This is a genomic window from Thioclava sp. PTB-PU3-1 (assembly GCF_055666785.1).
The window spans coordinates 289,236-310,852 of the sequence record NZ_JBVNVL010000002.1; the positions used below are offsets into that span (position 1 = coordinate 289,236).

The window sequence follows — 21,617 nt, forward strand, 5'->3', positions numbered from 1 at the left end:
GGCATGCTCGGGCTGGTTCTGATGGCGGCGATCGTGGGGCTCGGGCTGGTGCTCAAGGCCTCCGCGCGTGCGATCTTCGGGATGCTCGTGCTGATCTGGGCGGCTTTGGTGATCGCGCATCTGCCCATCCCCGGATTTGGGCCGCTGGGGCGCGTTCTGGGCGGTTCGCTTGCGGGTTGGATTGGCCTCGGTGTCGTCGTCGCGCTGGTGCTGATCTATCGCCGGATGCTCGGGGCGATCCGGGCGAAGGCCGAGGTGAAGGAGCCCGAAGCGCCCGCGCCCAAACCGGGCAGCTTTTCCGAGGCCGAACTGGATCGCTATGCGCGCCACATCATGCTGCGCGAGATCGGCGGGCCGGGGCAGAAGCGCCTCAAGCAGGCTAAGGTTCTGGTGGTCGGGGCCGGGGGGCTCGGTTCGCCTGCGCTTTTGTATCTCGCCGCGGCCGGGGTGGGGCGGATCGGGGTCGTGGATGACGATATCGTCTCGAACTCCAACCTGCAGCGGCAGGTGATCCATCGCGATGCCGATCTCGGGATGCCCAAGGTCTTCTCCGCGAAAAAGGCGATGCTTGCGCTCAACCCGCATATCGAGGTGCTACCCTATAACCGTCGCCTGAGCGCCGAGGATGCCGAAGGGCTGATCGCCGAATATGACCTCGTCCTCGACGGGACTGACAATTTCGACACGCGCTATCTGGTGAATGCAGCCTGCGTGGCGACCCGCACGCCGCTGATCTCCGGCGCGATCACGCAATGGGAAGGGCAGCTGTCGCTGTACGATCCGGCGAAGGGTGCGCCCTGCTATGCCTGCGTCTTCCCCGAAGCGCCTGCCGCCGGGCTTGCGCCGAGCTGTGCCGAGGCGGGCGTGGTTGGCGCGTTGCCCGGCGTGGTGGGTTCGATGATGGCGACCGAGGCGATCAAGGAGATCACCGGCGCGGGCCAATCCGCGCGCGGGCGACTGATGATCTATGATGCGCTTTGGGGCGAGAGCCGTCAGTTCGGCGTGAAGCGGCGTGCCGATTGCGCGGTTTGCGGAGAAGTTCACGGGGCGGGGGATGGTCAATCCTGAGCACGCGCCCTAGCTTGCGATGCAAAGGAGACCCGCCATGACCAACCCGCTTCTCGCCGACTGGACCGGCCCCTACGAACTGCCGCCCTTTGCTGAGATTTCCGATGCCGATTTTGCGCCTGCTTTCGATGCGGCGCTGGCCGAGGCGCGCGCCAATATCGCGGCGATCGCGGACTCGCCCGACGCCCCGACATTCGCCAATACGATCGAGGCGATGGAGCTGGCGGAAGAGGCGCTCGAGAAGGTCGCGGGCGTGTTCTACAACCTCGCCGGTGCCGATGCGACGCCCGCGCGGCAGGAGCTGATGCGCGATCTGGCGCCGAAGCTCGCGGCGTTTTCCTCCGAGATCACGATGAACACCGCGCTGTTCGGGCGGATCGACCAGCTGTGGCAGAGCCGCGAGAGCCTCGGACTTGGCCCGGAGCAGGCGCGGCTTCTGGAGCAGTATTACCAGATGTTCACCCGATCGGGCGCGGCGCTGGAAGGGGATGCGGCCGAGCGGATGCGCGAGATCAAGCAGCGCTTCGCCTCGATCACCACGCAGTTCAGCCAGAACCTTCTGGCCGATGAAAGCGGCTGGTTCCGCCCGCTGGTCGAGGAAGACCTCGAAGGGCTGCCCGATTTCATCGTGGACACCGCCCGCGCGGCAGGCAAGGAGCGCGGGCAGGACGGGCCGGTGCTGACGCTCTCGCGCTCGCTGATCGTGCCTTTCCTGCAATTCTCGCCCAAGCGCGAGCTGCGGCGGATCGCCTATGAAGCCTGGACGTCACGCGGGGCAAACGGGGGCGAGACCGACAATCGCGAGATCGCCGCCGAGGTGCTGAAGTTGCGCGAGGAGCGTGCGAAGCTACTGGGGTACGAGAGCTTCGCCGCCTACAAGCTGGAACCCGAGATGGCCAAGACGCCCGAGGCCGTGCGCGGTCTTCTGATGCGCGTCTGGGAGCCTGCGAAGGCTGCCGCCGAGGCGGATGCCGTGAAGTTGGCCGAGATGATGCATGCCGACGGGATCAACGGCGATCTCGAGCCGTGGGACTGGCGCTACTATGCCGAGAAGCGCCGCGTGGCCGAGCATGATTTCGACGAGGGGCAGATCAAACCCTACCTCTCGCTCGACGCGATGATCGGGGCTGCTTTCGATACGGCGAACCGCCTCTTCGGACTGGAGTTCAAGGAGATTGACGGGCCGTTCTATCACCCGGACGTGCGCGGCTGGGAAGTGTCGCGCGGCGGCGAAGTGCTGGCCGTGTTCCTGGGCGATTATTTCGCGCGCGGTTCGAAACGCTCTGGCGCGTGGTGCTCGGCGATGCGCTCGCAGCGCAAGCTGGGTGGCGCGCCGGTGCCGATCGTGGTGAACGTGTGTAACTTCGCGAAGGGCGATCCGGCACTGCTAAGCCATGACGACGCGCGCACGCTGTTCCACGAATTCGGCCATGCGCTGCACCAGATGATGTCGGATGTGACCTATCAGTTCCTGTCGGGCACCTCGGTCGCGCGCGATTTCGTGGAACTCCCGAGCCAGCTTTACGAGCATTGGCTCGACGTGCCCGAGACGCTGGAAAAGCACGCGCTCCACTACAAGACTGGCGAGTCGATGCCGATGGAGCTGCGCGAGAAGCTGAAAGGGGCTGCCACCTTCGATCAGGGTTTCTCGACGGTGGAATATCTCGGCTCGGCGCTGGTCGATCTGGCCTTCCACGAGGGTGCGGCCCCGGAAGATCCGATGGCGAAACAGGCCGAGGTGCTGCGCGAGATCGGCATGCCGCATGCGATCCGGATGCGCCACGCGACGCCGCATTTCGCCCATGTCTTCTCGGGCGACGGCTATTCCTCTGGTTATTACAGCTACATGTGGTCGGAAGTGATGGATGCCGATGCGTTCGAAGCCTTCGAGGAGGCAGGCGACGTGTTCGATCCGGAAACGGCGGCGAAGCTCGAACGCTTCGTGCTGTCCGCAGGCAATTCGCGGCCGCCGGAGGAGCTTTACACCGAGTTCCGGGGCAAGATGCCGGGGGTCGAGCCTCTGCTGAAGGGCCGCGGGCTGCTTGATCCGGCCGCCTGAGCGGCTGGTGATGCCGGAGCCTCCGGCGGGGATATTTAGGGCAGTTGGAAGCAGGACGATCTGCTTTCCAACTGCTCGAAATATCCCCGGGGGGCGCCGCAAGCCGTGGGGGCAGCGCCCCCTCCGCGCTCAGCCCCGATAGACGTCCTTATGAATGATGACATCGGCCTGCGGATAGGCCTCGACGATGGCGCGTTTGAGCGCGGCGCCGATGTCATGGGCCTCTTCCAGCGTCTGATCCCCGTCGAGTTCGATATGCAGGTTCACGAAGATCTGCGCGCCTGCCGTCCTGGTCTTGAGATCGTGGAAGCCGCGCACGCCGGGCCAGTCGCGGGCGATCTTGGCGATGCCTTCGATCACGTCGTCAGGGGCCGCGCGGTCCATCAGCGCGTGCCATGCGCCAATGAAGATCTTCGCCGCGCCAGCTAGCATGATCGCCGCGGCGATCAGCGCGACAATGCTGTCCACGTCGCCCCAGCCGAACGCATGCGAGAGCCAGAGCGCGAGGATCGCGCCCAGTGTCGGCAGCAGGTCGCCCACATAGTGCAGCCGGTCGGCGGCGACGACCTTGTTGCCGGTCTTGCGCGCCACGCGGCCCTGCCACCAGATCAGGCCGAAGGTGATCGCCGCAGAGGCGACCATGACCGCGATCCCAATACCTTCGGCGGCAAGCGGGGGCGGGGTCGGGGCCAGCAGGCGCTGAACGCCGGTGATGCCGATCGTGATGCCCGCGCCCAGCACGATCAGCGCCTGACCGAGGGCTGCGAGGTCTTCGGCGGAGCTATGCCCAAAGGCGTGATCGTCATCGGCAGGCTTCGCGGCATAGAGGATCGCCAGCAGCCCCGCACCCGAGATCAGCAGGTCCACTGCGCTGTCGGCGAGCGAGGCGCCGACCGAGAGCGCTCCGGTCTGCCATAGCGCCCAGGCCTTGATCGCCACAAGCAGTGCGGCGGTGCCGACCGAGGCCAGACCCGCCGAGGTGTTCATTCGGTTTTCGTTGTCACTATAGGCCATCGCTGCCATCTCTACCTTTGCGCCGATCCTCTAGCGCAGGTGAGCGTCTCAGTCACGGGTCTCGTCGGGGTCGACGCCCCAGATTTCGGTTTTCGGCAACCAGCCATCCGCGCCAGAGCCTTCGATTTCGCACCAATCGTGGGTGCAGGCGCCGAGGCCTGCGATCGCTCCGGCCTGCGCCTTGGCGGTGACTGCGGATTTCGGGTCGGGACGGGCGTGGAGCGACACCATGTCCTGCATGACGATCACGTTGCGCACGCCCGAAATCAGCGTGTAGTGAATCCAGCCGCCCTGACCTTCGTTATCCTCGACGCGCCGCCAATGGCCGAATTCGGCGGTGACTTTCAACGGCATGCCGGGATGGGTGAAGACCCAGTCGATCCGGTGCGAGAGCGAGGGCCCGCGACGTACATTGCCCTTGGAGCCTTTCAGCGAGACATAGCGCGGGATCGGCAGGTGGGTGACCGGGCCACGGCGTTGCGGTTTCGCCAGTTGCACGTCGGGGCCGTTGGGGGCGGGCTTGGCCGCGGGCTTCGCTTGCGGCTTGGTGGTTTGGCTGGTCGCAGCAGGCTGAGCGGCGGGGGCGTTTGATTTCGACTGCGCGCCCGAGGCATTGCCCGACACGCTCCAGATTGCGCCGACCAGAATCGCAATTGAGGATACCGCCGCGAGGATTTTGCTGCCCGTCATCGTCCGCCTCATATCCCGGCCCGCCCGCTGGCTGATCCGCGGGTCTGCAACATCCGGCGCGCAATAAAATTGCGCTCCCATGTTGATTTCGGCCATTACTGCTCTTGCCGGGCCTTGTGCCTGCCCGCTTTGAGGGGCAGTTTGCATCCAACCGCCCCGCGATGGAAGAGAGGAGAGGACCGAGATGCCTGCACCGCGCCTGAGTGTTGTCGTGACGCGACGCCTGCCCGAGGTCGTCGAGACCCGGATGAAGGAATTGTTCGAGGTCGAGCTCAATCACGACGATCGCAAGATGACCCGGGAGGAGCTGGTCGAGGCGATGAAACGCGCCGATGTCCTCGTGCCCTGCGTGACCGACCGGATCGACGCGTCGATGATCTCGCAGGCGGGCGAGCGGCTGAAATTGATCGCGAATTACGGTGCCGGGGTCGATCACATTGACGTTTCCTCGGCGCGTCAGCGCGGGGTGCTGGTGTCGAATACGCCCGGCGTCGTCACCGATGATACGGCCGATATGACCATAGCGCTGATGCTGGCGGTGACGCGGCGCATTCCCGAAGGGCTTGCGCATATGCAGGCGGGCAATTGGGAGGGCTGGGCGCCCACCGCCTTCATGGGCCATCGCATCGGCGGCAAGCGGCTGGGCATTCTCGGCATGGGCCGGATCGGTCAGGCGGTGGCGCGGCGCGCCAAAGCCTTCGGGATGCAGATCCACTATCACAACCGCACCAAAGTGCACCCCGATATCGAGGAGGAGCTGGAAGCGACCTACTGGGACAGTCTCGACCAGATGGTGAGCCGGATGGACGTGATCTCGGTGAACTGCCCTCACACGCCCTCGACCTTCCACCTGCTCAACGCGCGGCGGCTGAAGATGCTCAAGCCCGAGGCGGTAATCGTGAATACTTCGCGGGGCGAGGTGATCGACGAGAACGCGCTGACGCGGGCGTTGCGCGCGGGCGAGCTGGCCGGGGCCGGTCTCGACGTGTTCGAGCATGGCGCGGAGGTCAATCCGCGGCTGCGCGAGCTGTCGAACGTGGTGCTGCTGCCGCATATGGGCTCGGCCACCGTCGAGGGGCGCGTGGAGATGGGCGAGAAGGTTCTGGTCAACATCAAGACCTTCGCCGACGGGCACCGCCCGCCGGATCTGGTCGTGCCGTCGATGACCTGATCCGCGCGAAACTGTTTTGAGGCCCCGGTGAGATCCGGGGCCTTTTCATTTGGGCTTCGGTTGAGTCGGGCCAGAAATGACGAAAGGCCCCGGGACACGCCCGGGGCCTTCGCTGGGAGCAGGGGCTGCCCCCGCTCTCCGTCACATCATCCGAAGATTACTTCGCTTCGTATTTCGGAAGCTTCTTCAGTTGCTCTTCGGTCAGACCGGTATGCACGGTGATCGAGGTGTCGTTCTGCAGAACGGTCAGCTCGCTCGCCTTGATTTCGACCGGCTTGGCGCCAATGCCGAGGAAGCCACCCACGTCGATCACGACGCCCGAGACTTTACCGTCATTGCCCTGAACCAGCTCGGACACGTCGCCGACCTTGTCGTCGTTCGGGCCATAGACGCCTTCACCACGCAGCGTGTCGGGAGCGACCGAAGCGATATCGACTTTCTGGCCGTCTTCCTGGTCAGCTTGACCCATGGTGCCCACGGCAGCGGCAGTGCTGTCGACAGCGTCGTCGATCGCGTTGCCGGTCTCGTTCGCGGCTTCCTTGGTCGCTTCGCCAGCGTTGTCAGCCGCGTTCTCGACGGCTTGGCCAGTCGCGTTTGCAGCTTCCTTGGTGTTCTGAGCGGCGTCTTTCGCCATCTCTTCGGTCTTGTCGCCAGCGTTGTTCATCGCCTGCTCGGTTTCCTGCGCGGCGTTCTGAGCAGCGTCGGCAGTGTTCTCGGCGGCGTTGTCCATCGCTTCGCCTGCGTTGTCGGCAGCCTGAGCGGTCTTGTCGGCAGCTTCGTTCGCAGCGGCGCCTGCAGCAGCGGCGGTCGCGGTGGCAGCGGCTTCGGCGTTGTCGCCAGCCTCATCCATCTTCTGCGACGCGTCGGCGTTCTGCATGTCTTCGCCGTTGCCGTTCATATCGCCATTGGCATCCGCGCTGAACGCGGTCTGCATTTCGGCGTCATATTTCGGCGCTTGGTCCAGCTGGTCCTTGCTGCCCTGAGCGACGACGAAATAGGAATTATCGGTGTCGCCATCGGGGATCAGGTTGAGCGAATCCATCGAGATCGCGACGGTTTTCTCGCCAATGCCGAGGAAACCACCCACGTCGACGAGCACGGCATCGACTTCGCCGTTGGTGCCGATCACGACGTCGCTGACTTCGCCAACGTCATCCCAGCTGTCCTGCGCTTCGTTGATCGCGGTCTTGGCGTCGACCTCGTCCTTCGAGATGTAAACGCGCTTGCCCATGAGGCCCGAGGCGTTGAAGGAGTCCGGAATCGACTTCATGAACATGTCGCCCGACATGTTGGCCGAAGCATTTGCGTTGGCTTCAGCCGTCGCGTTTGCATTTGCTTTGTCTTCGGCATGTGCGGGCAGGGCAAGCATCAGGCCGATGGCGGTAGTGGTGATGAGCTTTTTCATATCTCGTCTCCCTTTCGTTTTACGTGAGGCGCGTCGGTCCCGGTTTCTGGTTTCCCCGGCCTCTGATGGTCTCAAAACTGGTGAAACCGCGCACAGTTCCTGTGCAAATGGGGGAAAAATTTTTGCAAATCGCGGGAACAAAACACGGATTCGCGACTCGCCTCACGGAAGCGTCATCCCTCGGTTTGCGTGCGTCCAATGGGGCTTGAGCTTTCATAATCGGGTCCCGCCGGGCAGGCGCCGCGCCCCCAAAGCGCCGCGCGTGCGCTTTTGTCGTTTTTGTCGCGCGAATGTCGCCCGGATCGGATTGCGTTTGCGAATATGAGGGTCAATCTGCCCCTACGTCCGTATCGGCAAGGAGGCCCCGCGATGAAATCCCATGTGAAAGCTTTGGTCGTCGGTGGCGGCGCAGTCGGGTGCGGTGTCGCCTACCATCTTGCCAAGGCGGGCTGGGACACGCTGCTGATCGAGCGCGACGAGCTGACCTCAGGCTCGACTTGGCACGCGGCGGGTCTGCTGCCGCTGTTCAACATGAGCTACGCGACGACCCACATCCACAAATACTCGGTCGATTTCTACAAGACGCTTGAGGCCGAGACCGGTTTGAACGCGGGTTTCGCGATCGTGGGCAACCTGCGCATGGCGCAGACGCAAGAGCGGATGGACGAGTACAAGCTCTATTCCTCCGTCGCCGAGACCGCGGATGTCTATCACGAGTTCCTGACGCCCGCGCAGATGAAGGAGCGTTGGCCGCTTCTGAACACCGAAGACCTCAAGGGCGCGCTGTTCCACCCGCAGGACGGCTATATCAACCCCGCGGACGTGACGCAGGCGATGGCCAAGGGCGCGCGCCAGCACGGCGCCGAGATCGCGCGCAAGCTGCAGGTCAACGCCTATCGCTGGACCGGCTCGGAATGGGTCGTCACGCTCGAGAAGATGGTCGAGAAGGGCGGCAACCTCGTCGGCTCCGGCGAAGAGATTGAGATCCGCGCCGAGCATGTCGTGACCTGCACCGGCAACCACGCACAGCGCACCGCACGCCTGCTGGGCATCAAGATTCCCGCGATCCCGGTCGAGCACCAGTTCATCGTCACCGATGCCGACCCGGCGCTGGTCAAATGGCGCGCCGAGGGCAATCTCGAGCACCCGGTGCTGCGCGATGCCGATGCGAAATGGTATGTCCGCGAGGAACGCGGCGGCTGGATTCTCGGCCCCTACGAGCGCAACGCCCCCGCGCGCTTCCTCTATGACGTGCCGGAGACCTTCCGCGCCGATCTGTTCCAGCTCGATCTGGAGCGTATCGAAGAAGAATACATGTCGATGATCCATCGCCTGCCGACCTCCGAGGAAGTCGGCCTGAAGGACGATTTCAACGGCCCGATCTGCTACACGCCCGATGGCAACCCGCTGGTGGGCCCCGCGCCGGGCCTGCGCAACATGTGGCTGGCGGAAGGCTTCTCCTTCGGCATCACCGCCGCAGGCGGCACCGGCTATTACCTCGCGCAGATGATGGTCGAGGGCGAGGCCGAGATCGACATGGCTTCGCTCGATCCCAAGCGCTACGGCAGCTGGATGACCACCGAATACGCAGCGCGCAAGAACGAAGAGGCCTATGAGCACGTCTTCATCCTGCACCACCCCGATGAAGAGCGCGAAGCCTGCCGTCCGCTGCGCACCGCCCCCGCCTATGATCGCCAGATAGCGGCAGGCGCGCAGATGGGCCAGACCAACGGCTGGGAACGCCCGAACTATTACGGCCCCAAGGATGCGCCCTCGAGCTTCGATCATGACAGCCGCTCGTTCCGTCGCGGCGAATGGTGGCAATATGCCAAGGCCGAGGCTGAGGCGTTGCGCGACACGGCCGGTCTGATCGACGCCTCCGCCTTTACCAAACATATGGTGCGCGGCCCCGGCGCGACCGCTTTCCTCGATGCCTTCACCTGCAACAAGCTGCCGAAAGTGGGCCGGATCAACCTGACCTACGCGCTGACCGAAGCCGGCACGACCCGCACCGAATACACGATCGTGCGTCTGGCCGAGGATGAGTACTACCTGATCTCGGCCGGTGCATGGACCGATTACGACGGCGACTTCCTGCGCAAATCGATCGAGGATTTCCGCGCGTCGGGCGGCGATTATGTCGATTGCCACGACGTGACCACCCAATGGGGCGTCTTCGCGCTGGCGGGCCCCAATGCGCGCAAGATCCTGCAGGAGGTGGTCAAGGACGCCTATCCGGAGACGGTGCTGTCGAACAAGCGCTTCCCGTGGCTCTCGATGCGCAATATCGAGCTGGGCATGTGCCCGGTCCGCGCCGTGCGCGTGGCCTATACGGGCGAGCTGGGCTGGGAACTGCATCACCCGGTCGAATTCGGCCGCTACCTCTGGGACCTGCTGGTCGAGGCGGGCGAGAAGCACGGCATGAAGCTCGTCGGCGCACGCGCGCAGAACTGGCTGCGTCAGGAGAAGAGCTATCGCGCCTTCGGCAACGAGCTGGGCCGCGACGCGACCCCGCAGGAAGCCGGTCTCGACCGCTTCATCGACCTCGAGAAGGAGTTCACCGGAAAGCAGGCGATGCTCGACACCGGCATCCGCTCGAAATGCGTGACGCTTCTGATCGACGGGCCGGACGATGCCGATCCCTGGGGCAAGGAAGTCATCAAAAAGGATGGCGAGCGTGTCGGGCGTCTGACCTCGGGCGGCTGGTCGGTGGCCTTCGGCAAGCAGATCGGCATGGGCTATGTGCGCCCCGATCTGGCGGAGCCGGGCACCAAGCTGAGCGTGCGTATCCTCGGCGCCGATTACCCGGCGGAAGTGACCGAGGACAGCCCGCACGATCCGAGCAACGCGCGCATCCGCGTCGACGGCTGAGCCTCGATTGATTGAGACCGGAGAAGGGGGGCGCTGCCCCCCTTTTCGCTGCGCGAATTCACCCCCCGGGATATTTGCGCCAAGGCGAAGGGGGAAACTCTGCGGTCTTCGCCTTGGTGTAAATATCCCGGGGGAGGCGCGCGTCTCGCGCCGGGGGCGGAGCCCCCTCAACTTTGGTCACATCACGCAGCGCCATCCCTTTGGGTTGACGCAGGTCAAGGATTTCGCCCGCGCCCCGTGTCACGCCGCGAGGGACGAAATGCGAAGGAGACCTGCGATGAGCTACAAGGCGAAAATCGACGAGATGCGCAACGAGCTACGCGTGATGAACAAGACGATACCCGACGCTGTCGGCGGTTTCGGTGTGCTGTCGAAAGCGGTGAAGGAGAACGGGCCGCTCGATGTGAAGGCCAAGGAATTCATCGCGCTCGGCATGGCGGTCGTGCTGCGCTGCGAGCCCTGCATCATGTTCCATGTCGAAGCGCTGATGAAGGCAGGCGGCACGCGCGAGGAGCTGGGCGACGTGCTGGCCATGGCGATCCAGATGGGCGGTGGCCCGGGTGTGATGTATGCCGGCCACGCGCTGGCCTGCTGGGACGAGCTGGCCGCCGCGAAAGGCTGAGCCGGTCCGCTCTGCGACATGTTGTCAGGCCCGCGCCGGAAAGGCGCGGGCCGTTTCGTTTCATTCACGACATATCCATTGAAGGACAGACAGATGAAACGCATCGCTTCTCTCGCCGCCCCGTTTGCCGCCGCACTGCTGCTCGGTGCCGCTCCGGGTTTCGCGCAAACCGCCCCGGTGCCGGGGCAGGAATTTCTCCTGCAATGGGATCTCGATGGCGATGGCGGCGTCACGCTGTCCGAAGCCCGCGAGCGGCGCGGCGACATCTTCACGATGTTCGACGCGAACGAGGATGACGCCTACTCCGTCGCGGAAATCGCGATGATCGACGAGCATAAGGAAATGGAGCGCGAGGCTGGCAAAGGTCCGGGGCATCAGGTGCCCGAGGGCATGGGGCAGGGGCCCGGCAAGCGACAGGGTCAGGGCCGCAACGCGATGCGTTCGGGGCATGATATTCCGACCGCCGAGGGGCTGCGGGCCTTCGATGCGAATGGCGACGGGGTGATCTCGCGCGCGGAATTCGTGGGTGGCACCGATCAGTGGTTTGCGATGCGTGATCGCAACGGGGATGGCGTGCTGACCCAAGCCGATTTCGGCCCCCGGAGCTAATCGCGCCCTCTTAGGCGAAGCCTCGCCGATGTCAAAAGACGCCCGCCTGTCAGCGATGACAGGCGGGCGTTTGCATGAGAGGCTGGGAAAAAATCACGGGGGAGTGAGCATGGGGATTTCACGCAGGTTCTTCGTCTCGGGCGCAGCCTTGGCCTTGGCGGGCTGCGGCGGCGCGCCAAGTGGCAAGCAGGCCAAATTGATGCGTCCGGCAGTGTTGTCGGCCTCGAACTACCGGGCGAGCGGTATCCCCGCGCGCTTCGGCGATACCGATCCGCATGATTGGGAAGGTCTGGCGCCGGCGCGGCTGCCGGTCCACGGGATCGACGCGGCGCGCTATCAGGGTGAGATCGACTGGCGCCGGGCGCGCGCGGCGGGGGTGTCCTTCGCGTGGCTCAAGGCGACCGAGGGCGGCGATCACTCCGATCCGGGTTTCCACATCAACGCGACCCGCGCGCGGGCGGCGGGCGTGCCGGTCGGGGCCTATCACTTCTACTATTTCTGCCGCTCCCCCGAAGAGCAGGCCGATTGGTATATCCGCAACGTGCCGCGCCGCCGGGGCGATCTGCCGCCGGTGCTGGATATCGAGTGGAACCACACCTCGCGTACCTGCCAGCGTCGCCCCGCGGCCCATGTCACCCGCGCCGAGATGCACCGCTTCCTCGCGGCCCTGACGCGTCATTACGGCACGCGCCCGGTGATCTACACCACGATCGATTTCTGGCGGGACAACGATCTGTCGCGCTTCTCCGGCTATGAGATGTGGCTGCGCTCGGTCACCGCGCACCCGATGGAGCGCTACCCCGGCGCCGATTGGAGCTTCTGGCAGTATAGCGGCACGGGTGTCGTGCCGGGCGTGCCGGGGAACGTGGACATGAACGCTTTCGCGGGCTCTCCGGCCGCGTGGCAAAGCTGGCTCGCGCGGCGGGCGCAGCGGGTCTGAGTATATAAAAAAGGCGGCCCCGAAAGGCCGCCTTTCCCCTGCAAGCGCGTCGCGGTCAGAGACCGGGGATGACGCGGATCAGATCACGCTGCTTGAACGTGGTGCGCCGCTGCGGACCGAAGGCGAAGGTCGCGCCGATCGAGACGTAGTTGCTCGACCCCAGATCGTCGCCATCGGCATGGCCGAAATCGCCGCTCAGCGTCACATTGCCGAGCTTGTAGTCGACGCCGATCTGCGTGCGGTTCGCGTCGAAGCTCTCGACGTCGATATGGTCATAGCCCGCAGTCACGCCGAACGCGTCGTTGACGGCATAGCGCCCCGACAGGCCGAACAGGTTGCCGCTGACGCCGTCTTCCTTGGCGTGCGAGACATAGGCTTCGCCGCCGAACTGGCCGTAGGAATGACCCGCTTCGAGGCCATAGTAATCCAGTCCTGCGCCTTCAGCGTGGTCGTGGCCCGCAAAGGCGCCGAAGGAGGTGGCCGGACCGGCGTGGTAGATCGCGTGAAGTGCGACGTTGTTGGCGTCGGTGTCGCTTGCGCCGAAGCTCGCGAAGGCGAGATCGCCTTGCAGCGAGAATTGCCGGTTGAACCCGACTTCGAGCGAGCCGGTGGCCGAGGTCTTGTCGAGATCGCCGTCATCGGTGAATTGCGAAAAGCCGATGCCGACGGTGCCGCCGGTGATTTCAGCCGCGCTGGAGATTTGCGGGAGCGCCGCGAAAAGGGCCGCGGCTGCGAAAACGCATTTCTTCATAAACTTGCCTCATGAAATTGTTTTTAGGCTTTAGCCATGCGTGAGCCACCGAGGCGCAGCAAGATCACCCTCGAGTTGAAAAAGAAACTCGCGGAAACCGTGTTCCGCGAGTCGCATCATTTCTCTAATTGTATCCGTCGCTTACTGCAGCGAGCGGACGTTCACCTCGCCCTCTTTCCGGCTCTTGATCGCCGAGACGGCGGCGATGGAGGCGGCGGCGGTGGTGAAGTAGGGGATCTTGTCATAGAGCGCGACCGCGCGGATGTCGCGGCTGTCCGAGATCGCCTGGCTGCCGTCGGTGGTGTTGAAGACGAGGTCGATCTCGTCATTCTTCAGCCGGTCGACGATGTTCGGGCGGCCCTCATAGACCTTCAGAACCTTCTCGCTTTCCACGCCATGCTCGGCGAGCCATGCGGCGGTGCCGCCGGTGGCGACGATGGTGAAGCCCATCGAGACCAGCGAGGCGGCGGCTTCGGCCAGATCGTCGGTCTTGTTCGAGTCCTTGATCGAGAAGAACACGCGACCGCTTTCGGGCAGTACGGTGCCCGCGCCGAGCTGGGCTTTCCAGAAGGCCGAAGGGAAGTCGCGATCCCAGCCCATCACCTCGCCGGTCGAGCGCATTTCCGGGCCGAGCAGCGTGTCGACGCCCGGGAAACGGGCGAAGGGCAGCACGGCCTCCTTGACCGAGAACCACGGCGTTTGCGGGTCGGCCAGCGTCAGCGGATCGGCGAAGGGCAGCGGCGTGTCGGGGCCAACGCCTTCGGGATAGGGCGGGCGCGCCGGGAAGGCCGACAGCTTCTCGCCCGCCATCAGGCGCGCTGCGATCGACGCGATGGCCGAGTCGGTGGCTTTCGCGACGAAGGGCACGGTGCGCGAGGCGCGCGGGTTGACCTCGAGGACGTAGATATCGCCGTCCTTGATCGCGAACTGCACGTTCATCAGGCCGACCACGTTGAGGCCCTTGGCCATCTTCTCGGTCTGCACCTTCAGCTCGGCCACGATCTCGGGGCTCAGCGAGTAGGGCGGCAGCGAGCAGGCCGAGTCGCCCGAGTGGACGCCAGCTTCCTCGATATGCTGCATGATGCCCGCGACATGGACGCTTTCGCCGTCGCAGAGCGCATCGACGTCGACCTCGATCGCGCCCGCCAGATAGCTGTCCAGCAGCACCGGGTTGTCGCCCGAGACCACCACGGCCTCTTTGATGTAGCGCTTGAGGTGGTCGAGGTCGCGCACGATCTCCATCGCGCGGCCGCCCAGCACGTAGGAGGGGCGGATCACTAGCGGATAGCCGACGCGGCCGGCGATCTCGAAGGCTTGCTCGTCCGAGCTTGCGATGCCGTTGACGGGCTGCTTCAGGTCCAGACGGTTGAGCAGGTCCTGGAACCGCTCGCGGTCTTCGGCGAGGTCGATCGCGTCGGGCGTGGTGCCGAGGATCGGGATGCCTTCGGCCTCCAGCGCGTTCGCGAGCTTCAGGGGCGTCTGGCCGCCGAACTGCACGATCACGCCATGCAGCGTGCCGTTATCCTGCTCCACCCGTAGGATTTCGAGCACATGTTCCAGTGTCAGAGGCTCGAAATACAGGCGATCCGAGGTGTCGTAGTCGGTCGACACGGTCTCGGGGTTACAGTTGACCATGATGGTCTCGTAACCCGCATCGGTCAGCGCGAAACAGGCGTGGCAGCAGCAATAGTCGAACTCGATCCCCTGGCCGATCCGGTTCGGACCGCCGCCAAGGATGACGACTTTCTTGTTGTCGGAGGGCCGTGCCTCGCATTCGACCTCGCCCATCGCGGGGGCTTCATAGGTCGAATACATGTAGGGCGTCTGCGCTTCGAATTCGGCGGCGCAGGTGTCGATGCGCTTGAAGACCGCGGTGACGCCGAGGTTGCGGCGGGCCCGGCGGACCTGCGCCTCGTCGCGGCCGGTCAGCGTGGCCAGACGCGCATCCGAGAAGCCCATCATCTTGAGATTGCGCAGGCCCTTCTCGTCGAGCGGCAGGCCCTTCTTGCGAATCTCGTTCTCGGCCTCGACGATTTCGCGGATCCGGGCGAGGAACCACGGATCGAAGGAGGTCGCGTGCTGGATCTCGTCATTGCTCAGCCCGTGGCGCATCGCCTGTGCGATCAGGCGCATCCGGTCGGGCGTCTGCTGCGAGATCGCCTTGATGACGGCGGCCTTCTCCGGCGCGCCTTCGATCTCGATCTCGTCGAAGCCGCTCAGGCCCGTCTCCATCGACGCCAGAGCTTTCTGCACGGATTCGTGGAAGGTCCGGCCGATCGCCATCGCCTCGCCCACCGATTTCATCGCGGTGGTCAGTTCGGGCTTCGAGCCTGCGAATTTCTCGAAGGCGAAGCGCGGGATCTTGGTGACGACGTAGTCGATGGTCGGCTCGAACGAGGCGGGCGTGACCTTGGTGATGTCGTTGTCCAGCTCATCGAGCGTGTAGCCCACGGCGAGCTTCGCCGCGATCTTCGCGATCGGGAAGCCGGTGGCCTTCGAGGCCAGCGCCGAGGAGCGCGACACGCGCGGGTTCATTTCGATCACGACCATGCGGCCGTCTTCGGGGTTGATCGCCCATTGCACGTTCGAGCCGCCGGTCTCGACGCCGATCTCGCGCAGCACGGCGATCGAGCCGTTGCGCATGATCTGGTATTCCTTGTCGGTCAGCGTCAGCGCGGGCGCCACGGTGATCGAGTCGCCGGTATGGACGCCCATCGGGTCCACGTTCTCGATGGCGCAGACGATGATCGCGTTGTCGGCCTTGTCGCGCACGACCTCCATCTCGAATTCTTTCCAGCCCAGCAGCGACTCGTCGACGAGGATCTGGCTCATGGGGGAGGCGTCGAGACCCGAGCGGCAGATGCGCTCGTAATCTTCGCGGTTATAGGCGACGCCGCCGCCGGTGCCGCCCAGCGTGAAGGCGGGGCGGATGATCGCGGGCAGGCCGATATGCTCCAGCTCGAGCAGCGCCTGACGCACGCCCTCGTTGACGTCATAGGTGCCGTTCTTGCGCTTGGGCGAGGACACGATGGTCGCTTTCGGGTTCTCGAGGCCGATCCGGTCCATCGCTTCGCGGAAGAGCTTCCGATCTTCGGCCATCTCGATCGCGTCGCGGTTCGCGCCGATCAGCTCGACGCCGAATTTCTCCAGCACGCCCATATCGGCCAGCGCCAGCGCGGTGTTCAGGCCGGTCTGGCCGCCCATCGTCGGCAGCACCGCGTCGGGGCGCTCGGCCTCGATAATCTTGGCCACGACTTCCGGCGTGATCGGTTCGATATAGGTGGCGTCGGCGAGCCCCGGATCGGTCATGATCGTCGCCGGGTTCGAGTTCACGAGGATGACGCGGTAGCCTTCTTCGCGAAGGGCTTTGCAGGCCTGGGCGCCCGAGTAGTCGAACTCGCAGGCTTGCCCGATCACAATGGGCCCGGCGCCGATGATGAGGATTGACGTGATGTCTGTTCTCTTCGGCATGGGAATCCCCTCTGGTCACTGCGCAAATTGAGGCGCTTTATACGCAAAGGGTCAGGCGTCGCAAGAGGGTCAGGACGCGATAGCCGGGTTGCAGGGTGACGCGAGGGCGCGCGCGCAAGTCGGTCAGGCTGCGCGCCGGGAGGAGCGCAGCCTGATTTCAGCCCGGTCAGGGAGTGGTCGACTTACTCGGCGGCCAGCCGATGTTCCTGTTCGTCTTCGTCGCGATAGAGGTAGTCGCGGGTCAGCGGCACGTCGCCCACTTCATGGGCCAGCTGATACTGGAACACGACCTGCCCGCCATGGCGGAAAGCCATCTCCGAGGCCACGAGGTAGAAGCGCCACATCCGGCAGAACCGCTCGTCGTAAAGTGCGACGGCCTTGTCGATATTCGCTTCGAACCGATCGCACCAATGGCGCAGGGTTTCCGCGTAATGCAGCCGCCAGACCTCGAGATCGGTGGTAATGAGGCCTTCATGTTCGACCGCGTTCGACGCTTCCGACATCGCCGGGCAATAGCCGCCGGGGAAGATGTATTTCGTGATGAAATCGGCGGTCGCGCCACCGGGGCCCGAGCGTCCGATGAAATGGATCAGCGAGACGCCGCCCGGTTTGAGCAGCTCGCGCACCTTCGAGAAATATTCGCGGTAATGCGGCACGCCGACATGTTCGAACATGCCGACCGAGACGATCCGGTCGAATTTGTCGGTCACATCGCGGTAATCGGTCAGGCGGATGTCGATCTTGTCTTCGAGGCCGGCCTCTTTGACACGTTTGCGGGCCAGCGCGTGCTGTTCGGTAGAAAGTGTCACGCCGACGACATTCGCGCCGAAATCGCGTGCCAGCGTCAGCGCCATGCCACCCCAGCCGCAGCCGATATCGAGAACGGTCATGCCCGGTTCGATCAGCAGCTTCTTGGCGATATGGTGTTTCTTGGCCTCCTGCGCCTCTTCCAGCGTCATGTCGGGGCGCTCGAAATAGGCGCAGCTATATTGCCGGTCCTCGTCGAGGAAGAGGTCGTAGAGCTCGCCCGACAGGTCATAGTGATGCGCGACGTTGGTGCGCGCCTTGTTGACCGGGTTGAACTGCGCGAAGCGGCGCCCGAAGAAACGGCTCGCCTCGCGCGGTTTCTCGAACCACGGCATGCCGGATCCGGTCTGGTTGCGGATCGCGAGGGCGAGAAAGCCACGCAGATCGTCATTCGCGATCGTGTAGTCGCCGTTCATATACCCTTCGCCGACGCCGAGATCGGGCCGGAGCACGATCCTGCGCGTCACGTCGGGGTTTTCGATGGTGACGCGGACCGGGTCCCCGGTGCCGTCGCCGTAGCGTCTGAGCGTCTCGTCCGAATAGACGAGTTCGAGCGTGCCCCTGCGGATCAGGTGGCGCAACATACGGTCGAGAAGCGAGTCCCAAGCTCTCATATGGTCTCTCCGGATCATGCCGGGGCTTGGCAGGCTCCAGCGTTAGCCTTCATGACGGCAACCTTTGTGAAATTACCAAAGTTCCCGTTGTCTCTGAAGTTAACCGAAAATTTACATTTTTTCGAGCCACGCGCGCGTGAACAGCTCGAGACGGGTCTGTGTGCCTCCGCACAGCTTGACTTTTGCGCGCTCAACGGGTGTATCGGCGCGACTATACGCAATTCTCGATCCGGGGAGCCTCCCATGCATGCCTTTCGCAGCCATACCTGCGCAGATCTGAGCGCCGCCAACGCCGGTGAGACCGTCCGCCTTGCGGGCTGGGTCCATCGCGTGCGCGATCACGGGGGGGTGCTCTTCATCGATCTTCGCGATCATTACGGTATGACGCAGGTGCTCTGTGACGGCGACAGCCCGGCGTTCAAGACGATGGAAAAAACGCGCTCCGAATGGGTGATCCGCATCGACGGCACCGTGAAGCTGCGCGACGAGAGCCTGATCAACCCGAAGATCCCGACCGGCGAGATCGAGGTCTATGTCCGCGACATCGAAATCCTGGGCGAGTCCGAGGAACTGCCGCTGCCGGTCTTCGGCGAGCTGGAATATCCCGAAGAGACCCGTCTGTCCTATCGCTTCCTCGACCTGCGTCGCGAGAGCCTGCATGACAAGATGATCCTGCGCTCCAACGTCGTGAAATCCATGCGTAAACGCATGTGGGACGCCGATTTCAACGAGTTCCAGACGCCGATCATCACCGCGTCGTCGCCGGAAGGCGCGCGCGACTTCCTCGTGCCGTCGCGTCTGCATCCGGGCAAGTTCTACGCGCTGCCGCAGGCGCCGCAGCAGTTCAAGCAGCTGATCATGGTCGGCGGCTTCGACAAGTACTTCCAGATCGCACCGTGCTTCCGTGACGAAGACCCGCGCGCCGACCGCTCGCCCACCGACTTCTACCAGCTGGACGTCGAGATGAGCTTCGTCGAGCAGGAAGACATCTTCAACGTGATGCAGCCGGTGATCCAGGGTGTGTTTGAGGAATTCGCCGACGGTCGTACGGTCGATCCGAACTGGCCGCGCATTCCCTATGCCGAGTCGATGCTGAAATACGGCTCCGACAAGCCCGACCTGCGCAACCCGATCGAGATGCAGGTGGTCTCCGATCACTTCCGCGACTCGGGCTTCGCGATCTTCGCGAAACTGCTCGAGCAGGACGGCACCGAAATCCGCGCGATCCCGGCCCCCACGGGCGGTTCGCGCAAGTTCTGCGACCGGATGAACAAGTTCGCCCAAGAACAGGGCCTGCCGGGCATGGGCTATATCTTCTGGCGCAAGGGCGAGGATGGCTCGCTCGAAGGCGCAGGTCCGCTGGCCAAGAATATCGGCCCCGAGCGAACCGAAGCGGTTCGCGCGCAGCTGGGTCTGGGCGAGGGCGATGCGGCCTTCTTCCTCGGCGGTGCGCCGTCGAGCTTCGAAGGCGTCGCAGGCCGTGCGCGCAACGTGATCGGCGAAGAACTGGGCCTGACCGACAAGACCAAGTTCAAGTTCGCCTGGGTCGTCGATTTCCCGATGTACGAGGCCGATGACGAGGGCAAGATCGACTTCTCGCATAACCCGTTCTCGATGCCGCAAGGCGGGATGGAGGCGCTGGAAGGCGACCCGCTGCAGGTCAAGGGCTACCAGTACGACCTCGCCTGCAACGGCTACGAAATCCTCTCGGGCGCGATCCGGAACCACAAGCTCGAGACCATGTACAAGGCGTTCGAGATCGCGGGCTATCCGGCCTCCGAAGTCGAGAAACGTTTCGGCGGCATGGTCAAGGCGTTCAAATACGGCGCTCCGCCGCACGGTGGGTGCGCCGCCGGCATCGACCGGATCGTGATGATCCTCGCCGATACCGCGAATATCCGTGAAGTCATCATGTTCCCGATGAACCAGCGCGCCGAAGACCTGATGATGGGCGCGCCGTCGGAGCCGATGAACGAACAGCTGCGCGAGTTGCGCCTGCGGGTTCTGCCGCAAGAGGACTGATCCTCGCACGGTTACCGATTTAAAAGGCCCCGTTCCGGATGGAGCGGGGCCTTTTTCTATTCGCGGCGGAGGAGCGCGCCAGCGCAAAAGGTGCAGATGGGTCAGGCGAAGGGGCTCTGGCCGAAGCCGAGCCACCCTGAGCCTCAGACCCCGATTAGTCTTCGAGACTGTCTTTCTTCTTCTCGTCGACCAGCTTCATTTCCTTCTTCTTACGCTCGAGGAATTTCTCGCCGTAATTCTCGATTTCGCTTTCGTCGATCACGTCCTTGGCGCGGCCGAAGATCTCGTCTTCTTCCTCGTCCATGTGGTGATTGTAGTCATGCTCGAGCTTGTGGAACTTGTTCAGCCAGCCGGGGCTCGCCATGTCCATCTCGTTGAGTTCTTCGAGCAGATCGTCGAGCTCGGCATGTTCCTCGACCGAGTGACGCGCCGAATCCTGACCCCAGGTCTTGGTCATCAGCTTGGAATAGAAGGTCTCTTCCTCGGCGGCGGCGTGGGACTTGATGTCGTAATAGAACTCATTCCACGCCTGCGTGCGCTCTGCGCTGTCGCCGGACGTATCGGCGATCTTCTTCATCAGGGCGCGGTGATTGTCGTGATCTTGCTTGATGGCGTCGTAGATCGAGCTCATCGGGCTGTCCTCCGGTTGCTTTGACTTGTTTGAGCAACGCGAAGTCGATCAGGCAGTTCCCGGCTGCGTCAGAACGCCCCGGCCGCCGCGATCCGCGCATCTATGATCTGCGTGACCCGGGTCATATCCTCGCGTGAGGGGCCGCCGGATCGTCTCAGGCGCTGCGCCGCATCGTCCAGCGCCGCATCATGAGCCGAGCACGCGATGCTATGAAGGAAATGCGCGGCATAGGGCAGGGCGCGCGTGTCGGCCCCCTTTGTGTCGCGCAGCAGCTCCGAGAGGTGCTGCAGGTCGTCGCGCAGCGCGAGCGGGTCTGGCGCGATCACAAGATCGGCAAGCGCGCGCAGGCCGAGCGGTCGCATCTCTTCGGGCAGGGTCGACAGGATCGCTTCTTGGAATACGGCAAGGCTTTCGATCGGCTTTTCCAAAAACCCGTCCGCGCCCGCCGCGAGGGCCGCACTTTTCAGGTCGGGGTCGCCCGAGGTCCCAAGGATCACCGGATGCGGCCCGCGCGTCCCGCGTATCTCGGCGATCAGGTCGCTTCCCGAGCCATCGGGCAGGCCCATATCCACGATCACGATCGAGGGCCGGTAGGTCTTGAGATGCCGATCTGCCGAGGCGAGGCAATCGGCGCGCCGGATTCGCGCGCCCGAGCGCAGGCACAACAGCCGCACGGCTTCCGAGGCGAAGCGGCTGTCTTCAACCAAGAGCACCGTCAGCCCGGTCAGCGGGCGTTCGGGGGTCGGCATGCGGGTCAGGGTCGGGATCGTGTCGCTCATGTCATGGCCCCTTCGGCTGCGATCGGATTCGGCTTGTCCGATCAGTAGGGCGCAGATTGCCTAACACTGGGTTAATCCGAACCGGGTTCACAA

General features: G+C 64.2%; 16 protein-coding genes. 8 read left to right on the forward strand and 8 right to left on the reverse strand.

From position 1 onward, the window contains the following. Positions 1-3: 3 nt before the first annotated feature. Both ACZ7GB_RS06890 and ACZ7GB_RS06895 read left to right on the forward strand, forming a co-directional pair. Positions 4-1,068 carry a HesA/MoeB/ThiF family protein gene (locus ACZ7GB_RS06890; protein ID WP_472158056.1) on the forward strand — a complete coding sequence of 355 codons (1,065 nt, stop codon included), beginning with the start codon at positions 4-6 and terminating at the stop codon, positions 1,066-1,068. 37 nt (positions 1,069-1,105) lie between these two features. Beyond that, the gene (locus ACZ7GB_RS06895; RefSeq protein WP_472158057.1) at positions 1,106-3,127 is read left to right on the forward strand and encodes a M3 family metallopeptidase; all 2,022 of its coding nucleotides are present in this window, start codon (positions 1,106-1,108) and stop codon (positions 3,125-3,127) included. A gap of 129 nt (positions 3,128-3,256) precedes the next feature. Here the strand turns inward: ACZ7GB_RS06895 and ACZ7GB_RS06900 are convergent, their stop codons facing one another. Continuing rightward, a complete protein-coding gene (locus ACZ7GB_RS06900; RefSeq protein WP_472158058.1) occupies positions 3,257-4,114 on the reverse strand; it encodes a cation diffusion facilitator family transporter in 858 nt (285 codons plus the stop codon). A 75-nt stretch (positions 4,115-4,189) separates the two neighbouring features. Next, entirely contained in the window at positions 4,190-4,831 is a 642-nt protein-coding gene (locus ACZ7GB_RS06905; RefSeq protein ID WP_078549772.1) for an SH3 domain-containing protein, read from the reverse strand. Positions 4,832-5,015: 184 nt separating this feature from the next. Here ACZ7GB_RS06905 and ACZ7GB_RS06910 point away from each other — a divergent pair, with 184 nt between their 5' ends. After that, positions 5,016-6,002: a 2-hydroxyacid dehydrogenase gene (locus ACZ7GB_RS06910; protein ID WP_078542061.1), complete on the forward strand. Its 987-nt coding sequence runs from the start codon at positions 5,016-5,018 to the stop codon at positions 6,000-6,002. A 157-nt stretch (positions 6,003-6,159) separates the two neighbouring features. Here the strand turns inward: ACZ7GB_RS06910 and ACZ7GB_RS06915 are convergent, their stop codons facing one another. After that, complete coding sequence (locus tag ACZ7GB_RS06915; protein WP_472158059.1) at positions 6,160-7,407, reverse strand: PRC-barrel domain-containing protein; 1,248 nt, start codon at positions 7,405-7,407, stop codon at positions 6,160-6,162. Positions 7,408-7,776: 369 nt separating this feature from the next. On the opposite strand from ACZ7GB_RS06915, the gene ACZ7GB_RS06920 reads away from it, so the two are divergent. The 4 genes from ACZ7GB_RS06920 (at position 7,777) to ACZ7GB_RS06935 (ending at position 12,449) form a co-directional block, all read left to right on the forward strand. After that, positions 7,777-10,278, forward strand: a complete 2,502-nt coding sequence (locus tag ACZ7GB_RS06920) for a GcvT family protein (RefSeq protein WP_472158060.1) — start codon at positions 7,777-7,779, stop codon at positions 10,276-10,278. A gap of 277 nt (positions 10,279-10,555) precedes the next feature. Continuing rightward, the gene (locus ACZ7GB_RS06925; protein ID WP_472158061.1) at positions 10,556-10,900 is read left to right on the forward strand and encodes a carboxymuconolactone decarboxylase family protein; all 345 of its coding nucleotides are present in this window, start codon (positions 10,556-10,558) and stop codon (positions 10,898-10,900) included. A 93-nt stretch (positions 10,901-10,993) separates the two neighbouring features. Continuing rightward, a complete protein-coding gene (locus ACZ7GB_RS06930; protein ID WP_472158062.1) occupies positions 10,994-11,509 on the forward strand; it encodes an EF-hand domain-containing protein in 516 nt (171 codons plus the stop codon). 109 nt (positions 11,510-11,618) lie between these two features. Then, positions 11,619-12,449 (forward strand): glycoside hydrolase family 25 protein, encoded by an 831-nt coding sequence (locus ACZ7GB_RS06935; RefSeq protein WP_472158063.1) that lies wholly within the window; start codon positions 11,619-11,621, stop codon positions 12,447-12,449. Positions 12,450-12,504: 55 nt separating this feature from the next. On the opposite strand, the gene ACZ7GB_RS06940 is transcribed toward ACZ7GB_RS06935, so the two are convergent. The 3 genes from ACZ7GB_RS06940 to ACZ7GB_RS06950 all read right to left on the reverse strand — a co-directional run bounded on the left by ACZ7GB_RS06940 (position 12,505) and on the right by ACZ7GB_RS06950 (position 18,092). Next, a complete protein-coding gene (locus ACZ7GB_RS06940) occupies positions 12,505-13,200 on the reverse strand; it encodes a porin (RefSeq protein WP_472158064.1) in 696 nt (231 codons plus the stop codon). A 141-nt stretch (positions 13,201-13,341) separates the two neighbouring features. After that, positions 13,342-16,671 (reverse strand): carbamoyl-phosphate synthase large subunit, encoded by a 3,330-nt coding sequence (carB, locus tag ACZ7GB_RS06945; RefSeq protein WP_472158065.1) that lies wholly within the window; start codon positions 16,669-16,671, stop codon positions 13,342-13,344. Positions 16,672-16,853: 182 nt separating this feature from the next. Beyond that, the gene (locus tag ACZ7GB_RS06950) at positions 16,854-18,092 is read right to left on the reverse strand and encodes an SAM-dependent methyltransferase (protein ID WP_078520487.1); all 1,239 of its coding nucleotides are present in this window, start codon (positions 18,090-18,092) and stop codon (positions 16,854-16,856) included. 243 nt (positions 18,093-18,335) lie between these two features. On the opposite strand from ACZ7GB_RS06950, the gene aspS reads away from it, so the two are divergent. Continuing rightward, positions 18,336-20,114, forward strand: a complete 1,779-nt coding sequence (gene aspS / locus ACZ7GB_RS06955) for an aspartate--tRNA ligase (protein WP_472158066.1) — start codon at positions 18,336-18,338, stop codon at positions 20,112-20,114. 154 nt (positions 20,115-20,268) lie between these two features. On the opposite strand, the gene ACZ7GB_RS06960 is transcribed toward aspS, so the two are convergent. After that, positions 20,269-20,745: a hemerythrin domain-containing protein gene (locus ACZ7GB_RS06960; protein WP_078520485.1), complete on the reverse strand. Its 477-nt coding sequence runs from the start codon at positions 20,743-20,745 to the stop codon at positions 20,269-20,271. Positions 20,746-20,813: 68 nt separating this feature from the next. Further along, on the reverse strand, positions 20,814-21,524 hold the full coding sequence (locus tag ACZ7GB_RS06965) for a response regulator (protein ID WP_078604711.1): 711 nt from the start codon (positions 21,522-21,524) through the stop codon (positions 20,814-20,816). Positions 21,525-21,617 lie beyond the last annotated feature (93 nt).

Coding starts and splice junctions, on each gene's coding strand:
- ACZ7GB_RS06890 (WP_472158056.1), top strand. CDS start 4: ATGCTCGGGCTGGTTCTGATGGCGGCGATCGTGGGGCTCGGGCTGGTG.
- ACZ7GB_RS06895 (WP_472158057.1), top strand. CDS start 1,106: ATGACCAACCCGCTTCTCGCCGACTGGACCGGCCCCTACGAACTGCCG.
- ACZ7GB_RS06900 (WP_472158058.1), bottom strand. CDS start 4,114: ATGAACACCTCGGCGGGTCTGGCCTCGGTCGGCACCGCCGCACTGCTT.
- ACZ7GB_RS06905 (WP_078549772.1), bottom strand. CDS start 4,831: ATGACGGGCAGCAAAATCCTCGCGGCGGTATCCTCAATTGCGATTCTG.
- ACZ7GB_RS06910 (WP_078542061.1), top strand. CDS start 5,016: ATGCCTGCACCGCGCCTGAGTGTTGTCGTGACGCGACGCCTGCCCGAG.
- ACZ7GB_RS06915 (WP_472158059.1), bottom strand. CDS start 7,407: ATGAAAAAGCTCATCACCACTACCGCCATCGGCCTGATGCTTGCCCTG.
- ACZ7GB_RS06920 (WP_472158060.1), top strand. CDS start 7,777: ATGAAATCCCATGTGAAAGCTTTGGTCGTCGGTGGCGGCGCAGTCGGG.
- ACZ7GB_RS06925 (WP_472158061.1), top strand. CDS start 10,556: ATGAGCTACAAGGCGAAAATCGACGAGATGCGCAACGAGCTACGCGTG.
- ACZ7GB_RS06930 (WP_472158062.1), top strand. CDS start 10,994: ATGAAACGCATCGCTTCTCTCGCCGCCCCGTTTGCCGCCGCACTGCTG.
- ACZ7GB_RS06935 (WP_472158063.1), top strand. CDS start 11,619: ATGGGGATTTCACGCAGGTTCTTCGTCTCGGGCGCAGCCTTGGCCTTG.
- ACZ7GB_RS06940 (WP_472158064.1), bottom strand. CDS start 13,200: ATGAAGAAATGCGTTTTCGCAGCCGCGGCCCTTTTCGCGGCGCTCCCG.
- carB (WP_472158065.1), bottom strand. CDS start 16,671: ATGCCGAAGAGAACAGACATCACGTCAATCCTCATCATCGGCGCCGGG.
- ACZ7GB_RS06950 (WP_078520487.1), bottom strand. CDS start 18,092: ATGAGAGCTTGGGACTCGCTTCTCGACCGTATGTTGCGCCACCTGATC.
- aspS (WP_472158066.1), top strand. CDS start 18,336: ATGCATGCCTTTCGCAGCCATACCTGCGCAGATCTGAGCGCCGCCAAC.
- ACZ7GB_RS06960 (WP_078520485.1), bottom strand. CDS start 20,745: ATGAGCTCGATCTACGACGCCATCAAGCAAGATCACGACAATCACCGC.
- ACZ7GB_RS06965 (WP_078604711.1), bottom strand. CDS start 21,524: ATGAGCGACACGATCCCGACCCTGACCCGCATGCCGACCCCCGAACGC.